This window comes from Neolewinella xylanilytica (assembly GCF_002934605.1).
In the GTDB taxonomy this organism is placed as follows: domain Bacteria; phylum Bacteroidota; class Bacteroidia; order Chitinophagales; family Saprospiraceae; genus Neolewinella; species Neolewinella xylanilytica.
The window spans coordinates 1523422-1537697 of the sequence record NZ_PTJC01000005.1 but is presented as its reverse complement, the minus strand read 5'-3'; the positions used below and the strand labels follow the sequence as shown (position 1 = coordinate 1537697).

The following is a 14276-nucleotide window of genomic DNA, read 5'->3' as shown; positions in this document are numbered from 1 at the left end:
GGCGGTCTTCAATGCACTGGAATGGCCAAGGTATATCTAATAATTTGTTTTACCTTCCTGCTTACCGCAAATTGTTTTAACTCGGGCGGGGACGCAGGAGCAACGCAAATCACCAACCGCCCGGCCGACGTCGGGGCCGAAACCAAGCCAGGCCAAGCGTTCCCGGTTGACCTGGCACCTGCGCCCGCCGCCCAGAACCCCGAAGATTACCGCTGGCTGCTCCAGGGGAAAAGGCTCGGCTTAGTCGTTAATCAGACATCCACCGTGGGCCAAACCCACCTCGTCGATACCCTGCTGGCCCTCGGGCAGCAGGTGGCCGTCATCTTCGCTCCCGAACATGGTTTCCGGGGAGAGGCCGACGCCGGTGCGACGATCGCCGACGGATTGGATGCCCGCACGGGACTCCCCATCCGATCGCTCTATGGCAGCAATAAGAAACCTTCGGCGGAAGATTTGGAAAATGTCGACCTCATCGTCTTCGACATCCAAGACGTAGGCGCCCGCTTCTACACCTACATCTCCACGCTCCACTACGTAATGGAATCGGCCGCGCGCTACGGGAAGCCCGTGGTGATCCTGGACCGCCCCAATCCGAACGGCCATTACGTGGACGGGCCCGTCCGCAGGCCGGGTTTCGAGAGTTTCGTGGGCCTCGATCCTATCCCCGTGGTGCACGGCCTGACGGTAGGAGAATATGGAAAAATGGTGAACGGGGAAGGCTGGCTCGGCGAGGGACTGACCTGTGACCTGACGGTCGTACCCTGCCGGGACTACACCCACGACAGCCCCTACGAACTGCCCGTGGCCCCCTCCCCCAACCTACCCAACCAACGGAGTATCTACCTCTACCCGAGCCTGTGCTTCTTCGAGGGAACCGCGCTCAGCGTGGGGCGGGGTACGGACAAGCAATTCCAGGTATACGGTCACCCACAGCTGGAAGCGCCCTTCACGTTCACGCCGCGCCCCGGCCCCGGAGCGGCCGATCCGAAGTTAAACGGAGAGGTATGCCACGGCTACGACCTTACCAACACGCCGGCCGTGACCTACCGGGAGAATCAACTGAACCTGCAGCCCTTGCTCTCCACCCACGGGGCGTTGACCGATGCCGGGGTCTCTTTTTTCACCCGACCGGACTTTTTCGACCTTCTGGCCGGTACGGATCGCCTCCGGAAAATGATCGCGGCCGGCGAATCGGAGGAGGCTATTCGCGCCAGTTGGGCCGACGAACTGGCTGCTTACCGGGCGATGCGGGATCGGTACCTGCTGTATCCCTGAGGTGAACTGGCGTTAGCGGTACTCCCTGGCGCTGCCCGCTCATGGTCGAGATGAGATGCTCCGTGGAACCGCCAGGTCGACGGGAGGGTAGTTAGTGTATTGCCCGTATGTTAACTCCAGGTTAATTTTGGCCAGGTCGCCGGGAGGTGAAGTGGTCGGACGACTATTCGTCCGACGAGTAGTGGTCGCGCGAGTAGTCGCCCAACGAGTAGTGGTCGCGCGAGTAGTCGCCCAACGAGTAGTGGTCGCGCGAGTAGTCGCCCAACGAGTAGTCGTCGCGCGAGTTTTCGCGCGACCATTAACCTCCCGCGATCCTTTCCGCAGCATGGTGCCGAAACAGCGTACCTTTGCCCCAGCGCCTCCGTCACCGTTGACGGTCGCAATCTCCCGGAATGACCCGACTAGCCACCCTGGCTGCCGTGGCCGACGTCTTACTCGACGATGCCACTTCCCCCTCCCTTCTCCACGACACCCTCGAGCAATACCGCGACCTGCTCCTCACCGCCTCCGGGCTAGACCTGGGTGACGACAGCAGCCTTAAGCCCTTCGATACCGGGCGGGGCATTGCCATTGGCGCCACCTGGGCGGCCCTGTGTATCGATGACGAGCTGCGGACGCAACGCTTCATCGCCGGACTACACGCGGCGGTAAACGAAGCGATCGCCGCCGGGTCCACTACCCCCGTCCACGTCGTGTACGCTGGTACCGGTCCCTTCGCCACCCTCGCCCTGCCGCTGATGACGCGGTTTCCGGCGGAGCAACTCCAATTTACTTTTCTCGAAATCAACGCGGTAAGCCTGGCGGCCGTCGAGCGACTGATCGATGCGCTGGGTATCGGGGCGTACGTGCGGGATGTGGTGCTGACGGATGCCTCCACTTATCAGCTACCGGATCGTACGGTAGACATCCTGCTATCGGAAACGATGCAGTTCAGTCTGGTGGATGAGATGCAGGTGCCGATCACGCTGAACCTGCTTCGCCAGTTGCCCGCTACTACCGTCCTCATCCCGGAACGGATCACCCTGCGGCTCGGCCGGCTAGCGGAAACCGAAGGAGAACCGCTGGTGGAAGACCTCGGCGAGCTGCTAGTGATCGACCGGCACACGCTGCGCTCTTACGTCCGGAATACGAAATCCTCCGATTTTCCCACCGTAACGCTGCCGCTGCCGCCGGCGGGGGGGCTCTTTGCCATCCGGACCGGCATTCAGATTTTCGGGGGTTACCGGCTCGAAGATTACGAAAGCGGGCTCACCAATCCGGAAATCATCGGGCGATTTCCCGACGAGGAAGGTACGCCGGAAACGGTCGAATTCACCTACCAGATGGAGCCCTGCCCGTATTTACGCATGCTGTTCCGACAAAACGGGGCGGCCACGCCATCCGAAATAGGCAGCGAGCAAAAGCAGGAGCAGTATACCGGCCAGCATAACGGCCCGTTCGCCGAATAGCTGAAGGTCGGAAAACAGGAACACGGTGAGCAGAAGGATACAACTACCCGCCAGGCTTTTAAAGCGCGTTTGGCCGTCCGTACCGAAAACGCTCCGCCACCTTACGTAACCGGCCAGGGCGACAAGCAAACAGGCAGCCGTGAAAAGCGGTATTTCCATGGCGGGGGCCACGCCCGGGAAATGCAATATGACCGCGGCAATACCCCACAGTCCGATCGGAATCCACTTCGCTTGGTGGGCGCGATGAAGCGGCTTGTTACGGGTCATTTCGAAGATTTTAGTGGTGAATAGTGTATGCTTCAGTGGCCTTCGGCCGGCAACCGCCATTGCGCCCGCGCTCAACTAACCAGGTCGTCACGGTAACGCGCATATCCCAGACCGGCCAGGGCAGCCAAGCAGCAAACCACCGCGAAGGCTTGCAACCAGTCCGGAACCCGGGCAACGGGAAGCAGGACCACCCCCCAAAACAGGGTAACCTGTACTCCGAACGCAAGGTGTTTTTCCAGCGGTGCCCCGGCCTGGTTACGCCATAGAAGCAGGCAGCCAACGATGGCCAGGCCGATGGTTCCGATGGCAAGGTCGTAGCCTGTAAAGGTCGCAGATAGGGCATCCGCGGAAAAGGACAGGGACAGGGCGGCGATTACGCAAAACGTCCCGGCCCAGTAAAAGATCCCCTTAGAGACGGTATAATCGGTGGGCATAGGTGGATAATTAGTGGCGTCCAAACGGGGCACCGTACTCCAGAAATTTAGGAAAAATCTTCCTGTCCTCCAAAAGGCACGCGTCGCATCGAAGCAGCGGATTGAACATATTTAGCCCCCCCGACTTAGTTTAGCACATAAACTAAGCCATGGCCCTCTCCCACCTCTCGCGGATCTACCGACCCCAGTTCGGTCTGCTCACCGACCTCTACGAGCTGACCATGGCCGCGGGGTACTACGACCAGGGCATCCACGAGCGCCGGGCCATTTTCCACCTGTTTTACCGCACGGCTCCCTTCGACGGTCGCATCGCGCTGGCCGCCGGGTTGCCGCTGGCCATCGACCTGATCGAAAACTACCGCTTCGACGCCGACGATATCCAGTACCTCGGCCGGCTGAAGAGCAGCGACGGTTCGGCCCTGTTCAAGGAGCCCTTTTTAAATTATTTGCAACGGATGCGGTGGACCGGCGATCTCGACGCCATCCCGGAAGGGGAAATCGTGCTCCCCAACGAGCCGCTGCTGCGCATCGAAGGGCCGCTGATTATGGTCCAGCTGCTGGAGACCGCCCTGCTAACCGTTATGAACTTCTCCACCCTCGTCGCCACCAAGGCCGCCCGCATCAAGGCCGCGGCGGGCAACGATACCGTACTCGAGTTCGGGCTCCGGCGGGCGCAGGGACTGGACGGGGGGCTGACCGCTTCCCGTTCGGCCTACCTCGGAGGATGCGACGCCACCAGTAACGTCTGGGCCGGGAGGTATTACAATATCCCGGTGAGGGGCACCCACGCCCACAGCTGGGTAATGGTTTTCCCGGACGAACTCACCGCCTTCGACGCCTACGCCGAGGCCCTGCCCGCAAACTGCATTTTCCTCGTCGACACCTACGACACCCTGGAGGGAACGCGTAACGCCATCCGGGTAGGCAACAAGCTGCGGGAACGCGGCCACGAGATGAACGGCATCCGGCTGGATAGCGGCGACCTCGGTCAGCTCTCCATCGAAGCCCGTAAACTGCTGGACGAAGCCGGCTTTCCCGACGCCCGGATCGTTGCCAGCGACAGCCTGGACGAATACGCCATTCGGGAGCTGAAGGCGGAAGGAGCCAAGATCAGCATCTGGGGCATCGGTACCCGGCTGGTGACCGGCCACGACCAGGCGGCACTCGGAGGCGTATACAAGCTCTCCGCGATCCAGGACACCACCGGTAACTGGCAATCAAAAATCAAACGCTCCGAAACCGCCGAAAAATCCAGCAACCCGGGCAAACTGGCCATTCGCCGCTATTACCGGGACGAGCAGCCCGTCGGCAGCCAGCTTTTCAACGAATTATCCGGCGAGCCCGGCAATTCGGTCATTGCGAACGGCAAGGTCCATTCCCTCTCCGGAACCTGCCAGCCGGCACTCCAGCCGGTATACAGAAATGGATCCCGGGTTAGCGACCTTCCCGACTTACACCGCTCCCGCGCCCTGGCGCAAAAAAACTGGTCTGACTGGGAGCGAATCGACTGGAACCGGTTCCGGTACGGCCTAAGCCCCGAATTGGAGGCCGAGAAAGCGGAGCTGCTCCGGCAAAAAGCATAAACCCAACACCGTAACGCGTAAACCTTCTACCCGTGCCCACCTACAAACACCCCCGCCCCTCCGTCACCGTTGACGTCGTGGTATTCGGCTACGACGGTGGCCAGACCCTCAAGTTACTGCTGATTCAACGTGGCGGCGAGCCCTTCAAGGGACAGTGGGCCCTACCGGGCGGCTTCGTGGACATGGATGAAGATCTGGAAGTCAGCGCGCTACGGGAGCTGGAGGAAGAAACCGGCGTGAAGGATATCTACGTGGAGCAACTCTACACCTTCGGCCAGCCGGGGCGTGACCCCCGCGGTCGGGTGATCAGCGTAGCCCATTACGCCCTCGTCAACCTCGGCAACCACCCGACCAACGCGGCATCGGACGCCACCCGCGCCGATTGGTTCTCCCTGGATGAACTTCCCGAACTGGCCTTCGACCACGCCGGCATCATCGACCTGGCCACCGCCCGCCTCCGCGCCAAGGTGCGTTACCAGCCCATCGGTTTCGAACTGCTGCCGGAAGCGTTTACCCTGGGCGAATTGCAACGGCTCTACGAGACGGTACTGGGCGTCCCGGAATTCAATAAGCGCAACTTTCGCACCCGCATTTTGAAAACCGGCATCCTCGAGGAAGTGGGCAAGCAGGAGAACGTGGCCCACCGACCGGCCCTACTTTACCGCTTCAACGAAGCGCGCTACCGCAAGCTCGTGGACGAACGCGACTCGGCCGTCCTGCGCCGCGCCCTGGACTTTGAGCTTTGAACCGCCGAACTTTTGGGCCGCCCACTGGTAGAACGATACGTCAGACCACAAAAACCCGCGTATGCTATCCAAACGAGGCGCCCAAAAGGCACAGGAACCCCTCCGGCCCGATTTCGAACTCTTTGAAAAAGCCCAGGCCAACCCCTACGCGCCCGATAACACCGACGGTGCCATTCCCCTCTGCATCGCCGAAAACCTGTTGCAGTGGCCTACGCTACGGGACAAGCTCCAGTCCATCGCGGCCGAGAGAGACTGGCCGGACTGGGTAGCGGCCTATACGGAGCTGGCCGGCGCGCCCGACTTCCGCGAGGCCGTAGCTGCCTTCGTAGGTCGCCACATCGCCGGGCAGCAACTCTCGGCCGATCATTTTTGCGTGAGCGCGGGAGCAACGGCCGTCGTGGAAGTAAGTGCCATGGTGCTGGGTGGACCGGAAGATTACGCCGTCTTTCCGGCTCCGGCCTACCAGGCTTACGCCCCCGACCTGCACAACAAGGCCAGACTGCGGCGCTACGATATCCGCCACTACGAGCAAGATTTTGGACCCGCCTTTCACCCCCTTTCCATCAAGGAACTGGAAGCGGCGCTGGATCACCTGGGCGATAAATTCCGGCTGTTGATCCTCACCCAGCCCGATAATCCAACCGGTGCGATCTACTCCGACGATCAGCTGCGATCCATGGCCAAATGGTGTACGGAAAAGGAAATCCACCTTGTCGTGAACGAAATCTATGCCCTCAGTCAGTTCGAACGTGGGGTGGACGGAATTCCCAACGAATCCGCCTACACTTCCTTCCTGCCGCTGCTGGAAGAAATGAACAGCCCCTACCTCCACTGGTGGTATTCTTTCTCCAAGGACTTCGGCATTTCCGGCTTCCGCGTCGGGCTGCTGTACACTCGAAACGAGGAAATGCGCCGGGCGTATAAGAATTTCAACGCCCCCCACCAGGTAAGTAACATCACCCAGTGGCTGCTGGCCGAACTGTTGAATGATGGCGAATGGATCGCCGATTTTCAAAGGCGCAACAAACGGCTACTGACCGATGCCTACCGCACCGTCACGGAATCCCTCGACGCCATCGACGTAGCCTACACTCCCGCCCGGGGGAGTTTGTTCGTGTGGGCCGACTTCTCCGGCTTTCTGTCCGAGCCCAACATGGACGCCGCACAGAGCCTCTGGCAGCAACTCTTCGAGGAAACGGGCGTCCTCCTCACGGCGCCGGGCGGACTCGGCCAACCGGACGCCGGCTGGTTCCGCATCGTGTACAGCGGCGTCTCCCCGGAGGCTCTGCGGGAAGCGATGGATCGCCTGCAAGCTTTCTTCTCGGACCGTACGTAACCCGGCGGTCTACGCCAGCGCCATGGCTTTGGTGAGGGCCCCTTCCAGGTCCTTCACCAGATCTTCGCCATCTTCTACCCCGACGCTGAGGCGGATCAGGCTATCGGTGAGGCCGACGCTAAGTCGTTGTTCCCGGGGGATGCTGGCGTGGGTCATCGAGGCGGGGTGGCCGATGAGGCTTTCAACGCCACCGAGGCTCTCGGCGAGGGTGAAGTAGTGGGTATTCTGCATCACCTGGGTAGCGGCTTCCTGGGTATCTTCCTTGAGGTCGAAGCTCACCATACCACCGAAATCACGCATCTGCTTGGCGGCGATCTCATGGCGGGGGTGACTGGCCAGTCCGGGGTAGTACACGTTAGCGACTAGGTCGTTTTGCCGTAGCACCTCGACGATGTGCCTGGCATTTTCGCAGGCCCGCTGCACCCGCAGGTGGAGGGTCTTGATGCCCCGGAGAACGAGGAAGCAATCCTGAGGACCCGGCACGGCGCCGACGGCATTCTGCAGGTAGTAGAGCTTTTTGGCCAGTTCCTCGTTACGGGTAATAACGGCACCCATCACCACGTCGCTGTGGCCGCCGAGGTACTTCGTGGCACTGTGCAGCACCATATCGGCTCCCAGTTCGAGCGGCTGCTGGAGGTAGGGGCTGGCAAAGGTGTTGTCGACGCAGGTCAGGATGCCCCGGTCGCGGGCCAAATCGGTCAGCGCTTGGATATCCACGATGTTCAGCATGGGGTTGGTGGGCGTCTCGATCCACAGCAGCTTGGTGGCCTCGGTGATGTGCCCGGCGAGTTGATCGGTGTCGCGCATGTCCACGAAGCGGCTCTTCAGGCCGAAGTTGCCGAGCACCGCGGTGAGGAGCCGGTAGCTACCGCCGTAGAGATCGTCGCTGGCGAGTACTTCGTCGCCCGGACGCAGGGTGCGGAGTATGGCGTCCATGGCGGACAAACCGCTACTGAAACAGATGCCGAATTTGCCCTTTTCCAGCGCCGCCAGGTTATTCTGGAGGGCGGTGCGGGTGGGGTTTCCCGTGCGGGCGTACTCGTAGCCCTTGTGCTCGCCGGGGGCGGACTGGGCGTAGGTGGAGGTCTGGTAAATGGGGGTCATCACCGATCCGGTCTGGGGGTCGGGCTCTAATCCTCCGTGAATACACTGAGTCGCGAAGTTGGCATCTGGGGCGGCTTTCATAGTACTTATTTGGGCATTCAAACAGATCGACGGAGTTAAGGTTGGGGCGCCGGGGCGCGGGTGCGGTGGGGGTAGCGGAATATTCCCCATCTTGGTTCCATGAAAAGCGTACCGAAACTGTTATTCGCCGTCGCCACCCTGGTGATGGCGGGCTGTACGTCGCCGGAAACCGGAGAATTGCCGGTTGCCGACTGGGGCCACTACCTCGGCGACCCGGGCACGACCCAGTTCAGCGGGTTGGCGCAGATCGACACAACCAACGTGGACCGGCTGGCGGTAGCCTGGACGTACGCCTCCGGGGATGCGGACTCCCTGAACCGCAGCCAAATCCAGTGCAATCCGCTGGTGATCGACGGGATACTGTACGGTACCAACCCGAAACTGAAGGCTTTCGCCGTGGATGCGGCTACGGGGGCTGAATTATGGACCTTCGACCCGGCCGTCTTTCACGACGATCTCTTCGGGATGGGTACGAACCGGGGGCTGAGCTACTGGACCGACGGAGACGACCGCCAGATCTATTACCCCGCCGGCTCCTTTCTCTATGCCATCGACGCCCAGGACGGAACGCCGGTAACCACCTTCGGAGAAGGTGGCCGGGTGGACCTGCATACGGGCCTGGGCGCCGGGGCGCGGGAGCAATTCGTCATCGCCACCAGCCCGGGCATCATCTTCGAAGATCTGCTCATCATCGGGGGGCGGGTGAGTGAAGATCTGGGGGCGGCTCCGGGTTACATCCGCGCGTTTGACCTGCGCTCCGGCGCCCTGCGTTGGACGTTCCGTACGCTGCCCGACCCCGGCGAGGCGGGAGCCGATACGTGGCCCGAACCCCTATCGCCCCTGACCGGCGGGGCCAACTCCTGGGCGGGACTGAGCCTGGATACCGAGCGGGGAATCGTGTTCGTACCCACCGGCTCCGCGTCCTACGATTTCTACGGGGGGAACCGACCGGGCGACAACCTCTACGCAAACTGCGTGCTGGCCCTGGATGCCCGCACCGGCGCCTACCGCTGGCACTTTCAGACCGTTCACCACGACATCTGGGACCGCGACCTGCCCGCCCCGCCCGTCCTGATCACCGTGGAGCACGATGGCGCGGAAGTCGACGCCGTAGCCCAGGCCACCAAGGGGGGATACCTATTCCTGCTGGACCGGGAAACCGGCGAGCCGCTGTTTCCGGTGGAGGAGCGGCCCTTCCCGGCTTCGGAGCTGCAGGGCGAATACACCAGTCCGACCCAACCGATGCCGACCGCGCCGCCGCCCTTCACCCGGCAACACCTTTCCGCGGAAGACCTCTACCCCTACGATACGGCCAGGAACACGGAGGCGCGGGCATTGCTGGCTAAAAGTCGGTTCGGCGGTCCGTTTCTCCCACCGAGCGAGGCCGGCACCATCCTTTTTCCCGGTTTCGATGGCGGGGCGGAATGGGGTGGCGGCGCCTACTCCCCCACCGAGCGCCTGTTTATCGTCAACGCCAACGAAATGCCCTGGATGCTGAAGATGAACCCGGTAGCGGGATTGGCCGGAGCGGATGCCGGACAGGAGATCTACGCGATCGCTTGTCAGGCATGCCACGGGGCGGACCGGGCGGGGGGCGGCGTTTTTGAAAGTCCTTCCCTGCGCGGGTTATCTCAACGACTCGACGGACCCGCGGTAAGCCACGTGATCCGTAATGGCCGGGGCGCGATGCCGGCGGTCAGCTGGCTGAACGACGATCAGGTAAGGGCCGTAACCGATTGGCTATTGCAGCTCGATGAGGCGAAAGCTACCGGCGCCCGCCCGGCACCGACGGATAGCGACAAAAAAGAAGCCAGCGGGGAAGGTGTTTGGCCCTACCCCTACATTATGGACGGATACACCCGGCTAAAAACCAGCGATGGCCACCCGATCACGGCCCCGCCCTGGGGTACGCTGACTGCGCTGGACCTGGACCGGGGCACGATCGCCTGGCAGGTACCGCTGGGAGAATACCCCGACCTCGTAGACCGGGGAATCCGCAATACGGGTAGCGAAAACTACGGCGGACCGGCAGCTACGGCCGGCGGGGTGGTCTTCATCGCGGCGACGCTGGACGAAAAGATACGGGCCTTTCGCACCCGTGACGGCGCGCTGCTCTGGGAGGCTCCTTTACCGGCCGCGGGCTACGCTACTCCGGCGGTGTACCAAGCGGGCGAAAAGCAGTTCGTGGTCATCGCCTGCGGGGGTGGCAAACTGGGCACCGATTCCGGTGACCGCTACGTGGCCTTCGCCCTTCCCGACTGAGGCGGTCGACTATTCCGGTATTGGTGCGTTATTTAGGGAAAGGCTCCCTCCCCATGCTTCGCTATTTGCCCTTCCTACTTTTGCTTACTGCCTGCTTTGCCGATGAAGTCGAGGAGGACCTAGCGCGCGACCCCTACTTCGACCTGACCGCTTACATCAACCGACAGGTGGACAGCCTCCAGGCGGCCGGTGGGGAGGTGACCAAGACGATCACCCTCAACGGAACCACGGAAACCAAGCGAATGACCGACCTGAACTTCGCCACCGACCTCCGCGTCTTTCGGGAGGCGGACATCAACAAACCCGCCTGGCTGGATAAGTACCACAGCGAGCGGGAAGCGCGGGGCGACTCCCTGATCCGCACCTATACCGCCCTCGATAGCAGCATGCAGACCCGCCGGCTGCGGGTGGTGAGCCAGGACAATGTTCCCGTTCATATTGAAATTATCCGGCGGACGGGAACGGTGTTGTCCAAAGGGCAGCACCGACTGATCTACGAGCCCGCCCGGGGTTACCGAATGCGGACCGAGCAAACGAACCGCTTCGGGAAAGACCTGGACGCCGATATCGCGGTTTCCTGGTAAAAAAAAGAGGCAGTGCCACCACAGCACCACCTCAGCCCTAACCAAATAAAACCAAATTAATTTTCGCGGTGGTAAAGCGAGCTTAACCGCGTGCTCATTCAAATATAAGGGGGAATCATCGGGAATTTCATAGCCAAACGGCAAAAAGGATGCAATTCCGTTATTTCGGCAATCTTCGGTATCGTAATATTATAATTTGGTTTTGCCAAATTCAGCCGATTAAATTGTTGGTGCAACAGTCTTTTCACAAAAGATAACCATCGTCATTCCGGAGAATTATCTGTCAATATGACAATTGTAAAATTATAATTTCTCAACCCCTTCCTATTCCGTGCTACATTCTGATTTTGCCTGCGGTGATTTATTAACACGGTCCGCCCGCCAGGGCGGGTCCTAAAATATCGCCACCTTTCGCATCGTAAAACCGAAGCTAATATGTCCTTGTCCGGCGCTGACACCATCCTCATTCACGGCCTTCCGTTCCGCCCTTTCTTGTCCGAAGCAGCGATCCGCCAGCGGGTGACGGAGCTGGGCCGGGAGGTGGCCGCCCGCTATCCGCAGGGCAACGTGACCTTTGTCGTGATGCTGAAGGGGGCCTACGTGTTTGCCGCCGACCTGGTGCGTGCCAGCGGTTTAGCCGGGGAGGTGTCGTTCGTGCGCACCAGCAGCTACAGCGGCACCGAGTCGGCCGGGCAGGTGCAATTGTTGCTCGCCCCGGAACCGGAGCTGATCCGCGACCGGGACGTGGTACTCATCGAGGATATTGTCGATAGCGGACTCACCATGCAGGCTTTCCTGCCGGTCCTCCGGGAGATGGGCGCTCGCAGCATTCTCCTGGTCACCCTACTGCACAAACCCGAGGCCCAGCGGGTGGACGTACCGGTCGACTTGATCGGCTTTTCCATTCCCACTAAATTCGTAGTAGGTTATGGCCTCGATTACGACGGATTCGGTCGACAGCTACCCGCCATTTACCAACTCGACGAACGTTACTGATGCTCCACTTGCGCCCGATCCAACCGGAGGATAATGCCGCCGTTGCCCGACTCATCAAAACGGTGATGACGGAATTCCACTGTACCGGAGACGGGTACTCCATCAACGATCCCGAACTAGCGGATATGTTCTCGGCCTACACCGAAGCCCGTTCGGCATTTTTCGTGCTAGTCGATAGCCACCAACAGATCGTCGGCGCGGGTGGATATGCGCCACTCCATGCTTCCGGACCGGAGGTCTGTGAGTTGCGAAAGATGTATTTACTACCCGACGTACGGGGTCACGGGGGTGGTAAGCAGCTCCTGGAGCATTGCCTGGCCGAAGCCGGCCGGGACGGTTTCTCCAAGATGTACCTGGAGACGGTGGCCGGCATGACGACGGCCGCAAAACTATACGCCAAGTACGGTTTCACCCCCCTGGATGCACCCCTCGGCCACACCGGCCACTCGGCTTGTGACCGCTATATGATCAGGGACCTTACCCCTTCGGCACCCTAGATTTTTTCCGTCAGGTACTTCCAGTAGCGTTTGGGTACATGCTGCAGGTGCAGCTTCAGGTTTTTCCGCTCCGGGATGTCCACCGCACGGAAGTACGTCTGCCAAAGCTCCTGGTAGTCCGTCTCGCGGGTGTCGAGCATTTCCTCGGACAGCCGGCGCAACCGCCCGTCCTGGCCGGAATCCAACGTGATAAAGGCCGCTTTTTTGTCCTCCTGATTCCAGTGCAGGCCATAATGCCGCCGGGTATCGTAAATGAGCCACTCCATGGCCGGGTAGCGGGCGGCGAAGTGATCGCCGATGAGGGGCAGGCAATTGAAATCGGGGTTGATGAGGCCGACGTACATCCCGTCCGGCGTCTGCTGAAATCGCACGAAGGCGTGCATCCGGTGGATTTCCCGCCCCATCTGCTGCGACAAACGCAGGAGTTGCCGTACCCGGTCGTCGCCCGCATCCTTGCTAATGTCAAGGGCGCGTACCTCCATCTGTCGGTGGACGAAATATAAAATCAGCCGTTCCACCTCGGGCTGCTCGGTCAGGTACGTTCGCCGGAGGAAGTCGCCGATCTTCTGGTTGCCACTATGTTTTTGGAGTCCTTTCAACACGCGCGATGCATGCGCCGTATTGGTCGGCACGTAGGAGGCCGAAGAGAAAAGCTGCTCTTGGTACCGGTCTTCGGGGATGATATCCACGACATCCGCCTTTAGCCGGTAGCTTTCGAAGATGGCGGAGAGTAGTCCGGCAAAGGTCCCATCGTACGTAAGGATCACCCCAGCAACTGTTCGAGGGCCTGACTCAACTCGGGGTAAGCGAATCGGTAGCCCGCTTGCTCGATCTTCTCCGCCGAGCAACGGGCGCTATCCAGCACCGTATGGCTCATTTCTCCCATGGCCGCCCGCAAGGCCGGCTCGGGTGCGGGCAAGACTACCGCCTTTTTGCCGAGGGCGGGGCCCAGCGACTGCGCGAGTTGCTTGCTTCGGACGGGGTTAGGTGCGCATCCGTTATACACGCCGGTAAGTTGGTGCTCGAGGGCGTAGGCGTAGATGCCTACCAGGTCCTCGACGTGGATCCAGCTGTAGTACTGTTCTCCGTTCCCGAAGTAGGTTGAGGTCCATACCTTGAGCGGCAACAGCATTTTTTCCAGCGCCCCTTCTTCCGGGTGTAGCACGATACCAGTGCGGTTGACGAAGGTGGGAATGCCGAGTCGGTCGATCTCCGCCACGGCCTCTTCCCACAACACGCAGGATTTGCTGAGAAAGCCCGAACCGGGTTCCGCCGTTTCGGTCAGCCACTCCGCGCCCCGGTCGCCGTAGTAGCCGACGGCGCTGGCAGACAGATACAACTTGGGGCGCCGGTTGCCCTCGGCAAAACGGCGGGCCAGCAGCCGCGTGCTTTCGACCCGACTTTTGATGATCAGGGCTTTCCGTTCTTCCGTCCAACGCGCATCGGCGATACCGGCACCGGCGAGGTTGATGACGTAGTCCACGCCATCCAGTGCCCGATCGTCGATGGTTTGGGCTTCGACGTCCCAGTGGTAGGTAGCGAAGGTCGCCTTCGGGTTCACCGTTCTGCTGAGGTGGCGGACCTCGTAGCCATCGCGCCGTAGCCGGCGCGATAGGTGCATACCGATGAATCCGCTTCCCCCGCCAATCAATACGATGTCCAT

13 protein-coding genes are annotated in these 14276 nt (G+C 61.0%); 9 read left to right on the top strand and 4 right to left on the bottom strand.

Annotation, left to right across the window (positions count from 1 at the left end; genetic code table 11):
- Positions 1–21 precede the first annotated feature (21 nt).
- Positions 22–1275: an exo-beta-N-acetylmuramidase NamZ family protein gene (locus CLV84_RS06045; RefSeq protein ID WP_104418826.1), complete on the top strand. Its 1254-nt coding sequence runs from the start codon at positions 22–24 to the stop codon at positions 1273–1275.
- A 392-nt stretch (positions 1276–1667) separates the two neighbouring features.
- On the top strand, positions 1668–2723 hold the full coding sequence (locus CLV84_RS06040) for an SAM-dependent methyltransferase (RefSeq protein ID WP_104418825.1): 1056 nt from the start codon (positions 1668–1670) through the stop codon (positions 2721–2723).
- Between the two features lie 338 nt (positions 2724–3061).
- On the opposite strand, the gene CLV84_RS06035 is transcribed toward CLV84_RS06040, so the two are convergent.
- Positions 3062–3424 (bottom strand): hypothetical protein, encoded by a 363-nt coding sequence (locus CLV84_RS06035; RefSeq protein WP_104418824.1) that lies wholly within the window; start codon positions 3422–3424, stop codon positions 3062–3064.
- 149 nt (positions 3425–3573) lie between these two features.
- On the opposite strand from CLV84_RS06035, the gene CLV84_RS06030 reads away from it, so the two are divergent.
- The 3 genes from CLV84_RS06030 (at position 3574) to CLV84_RS06020 (ending at position 7089) form a co-directional block, all read left to right on the top strand.
- Positions 3574–5007: a nicotinate phosphoribosyltransferase gene (locus tag CLV84_RS06030; RefSeq protein ID WP_245911389.1), complete on the top strand. Its 1434-nt coding sequence runs from the start codon at positions 3574–3576 to the stop codon at positions 5005–5007.
- Between the two features lie 32 nt (positions 5008–5039).
- On the top strand, positions 5040–5753 hold the full coding sequence (locus tag CLV84_RS06025) for an NUDIX hydrolase (RefSeq protein ID WP_104418823.1): 714 nt from the start codon (positions 5040–5042) through the stop codon (positions 5751–5753).
- Between the two features lie 61 nt (positions 5754–5814).
- Positions 5815–7089, top strand: a complete 1275-nt coding sequence (locus CLV84_RS06020; RefSeq protein WP_104418822.1) for an aminotransferase class I/II-fold pyridoxal phosphate-dependent enzyme — start codon at positions 5815–5817, stop codon at positions 7087–7089.
- Positions 7090–7098: 9 nt separating this feature from the next.
- On the opposite strand, the gene CLV84_RS06015 is transcribed toward CLV84_RS06020, so the two are convergent.
- Positions 7099–8274 (bottom strand): cystathionine gamma-synthase, encoded by a 1176-nt coding sequence (locus tag CLV84_RS06015; protein ID WP_104418821.1) that lies wholly within the window; start codon positions 8272–8274, stop codon positions 7099–7101.
- 99 nt (positions 8275–8373) lie between these two features.
- On the opposite strand from CLV84_RS06015, the gene CLV84_RS06010 reads away from it, so the two are divergent.
- The 4 genes from CLV84_RS06010 to CLV84_RS05995 all read left to right on the top strand — a co-directional run bounded on the left by CLV84_RS06010 (position 8374) and on the right by CLV84_RS05995 (position 12613).
- Positions 8374–10536, top strand: a complete 2163-nt coding sequence (locus CLV84_RS06010) for an outer membrane protein assembly factor BamB family protein (RefSeq protein ID WP_104418820.1) — start codon at positions 8374–8376, stop codon at positions 10534–10536.
- Between the two features lie 53 nt (positions 10537–10589).
- Positions 10590–11120: a hypothetical protein gene (locus CLV84_RS06005; RefSeq protein ID WP_104418819.1), complete on the top strand. Its 531-nt coding sequence runs from the start codon at positions 10590–10592 to the stop codon at positions 11118–11120.
- 435 nt (positions 11121–11555) lie between these two features.
- Positions 11556–12116, top strand: a complete 561-nt coding sequence (gene hpt, locus CLV84_RS06000; RefSeq protein ID WP_104418818.1) for a hypoxanthine phosphoribosyltransferase — start codon at positions 11556–11558, stop codon at positions 12114–12116.
- Positions 12116–12613 carry a GNAT family N-acetyltransferase gene (locus tag CLV84_RS05995; protein ID WP_104418817.1) on the top strand — a complete coding sequence of 166 codons (498 nt, stop codon included), beginning with the start codon at positions 12116–12118 and terminating at the stop codon, positions 12611–12613. Before hpt ends, CLV84_RS05995 begins: the two co-directional genes overlap by 1 nt.
- On the opposite strand, the gene CLV84_RS05990 is transcribed toward CLV84_RS05995, so the two are convergent.
- Together CLV84_RS05990 and CLV84_RS05985 are read right to left on the bottom strand one after the other, a co-directional pair.
- The gene (locus tag CLV84_RS05990) at positions 12610–13380 is read right to left on the bottom strand and encodes a TIGR03915 family putative DNA repair protein (RefSeq protein WP_104418816.1); all 771 of its coding nucleotides are present in this window, start codon (positions 13378–13380) and stop codon (positions 12610–12612) included. The genes CLV84_RS05995 and CLV84_RS05990 overlap by 4 nt on opposite strands.
- Positions 13377–14276 (bottom strand): TIGR01777 family oxidoreductase, encoded by a 900-nt coding sequence (locus tag CLV84_RS05985; protein WP_104418815.1) that lies wholly within the window; start codon positions 14274–14276, stop codon positions 13377–13379. Before CLV84_RS05985 ends, CLV84_RS05990 begins: the two co-directional genes overlap by 4 nt.

What these genes read in the sequence shown, in the direction of transcription:
- CLV84_RS06045 (WP_104418826.1), top strand. Translation starts at nt 22, where the DNA reads ATGGCCAAGGTATATCTAATAATTTGTTTTACCTTCCTGCTTACCGCA.
- CLV84_RS06040 (WP_104418825.1), top strand. Translation starts at nt 1,668, where the DNA reads ATGACCCGACTAGCCACCCTGGCTGCCGTGGCCGACGTCTTACTCGAC.
- CLV84_RS06035 (WP_104418824.1), bottom strand. Translation starts at nt 3,424, where the DNA reads ATGCCCACCGATTATACCGTCTCTAAGGGGATCTTTTACTGGGCCGGG.
- CLV84_RS06030 (WP_245911389.1), top strand. Translation starts at nt 3,574, where the DNA reads ATGGCCCTCTCCCACCTCTCGCGGATCTACCGACCCCAGTTCGGTCTG.
- CLV84_RS06020 (WP_104418822.1), top strand. Translation starts at nt 5,815, where the DNA reads ATGCTATCCAAACGAGGCGCCCAAAAGGCACAGGAACCCCTCCGGCCC.
- CLV84_RS06015 (WP_104418821.1), bottom strand. Translation starts at nt 8,274, where the DNA reads ATGAAAGCCGCCCCAGATGCCAACTTCGCGACTCAGTGTATTCACGGA.
- CLV84_RS06010 (WP_104418820.1), top strand. Translation starts at nt 8,374, where the DNA reads ATGAAAAGCGTACCGAAACTGTTATTCGCCGTCGCCACCCTGGTGATG.
- CLV84_RS06005 (WP_104418819.1), top strand. Translation starts at nt 10,590, where the DNA reads ATGCTTCGCTATTTGCCCTTCCTACTTTTGCTTACTGCCTGCTTTGCC.
- hpt (WP_104418818.1), top strand. Translation starts at nt 11,556, where the DNA reads ATGTCCTTGTCCGGCGCTGACACCATCCTCATTCACGGCCTTCCGTTC.
- CLV84_RS05995 (WP_104418817.1), top strand. Translation starts at nt 12,116, where the DNA reads ATGCTCCACTTGCGCCCGATCCAACCGGAGGATAATGCCGCCGTTGCC.
- CLV84_RS05985 (WP_104418815.1), bottom strand. Translation starts at nt 14,276, where the DNA reads ATGGACATCGTATTGATTGGCGGGGGAAGCGGATTCATCGGTATGCAC.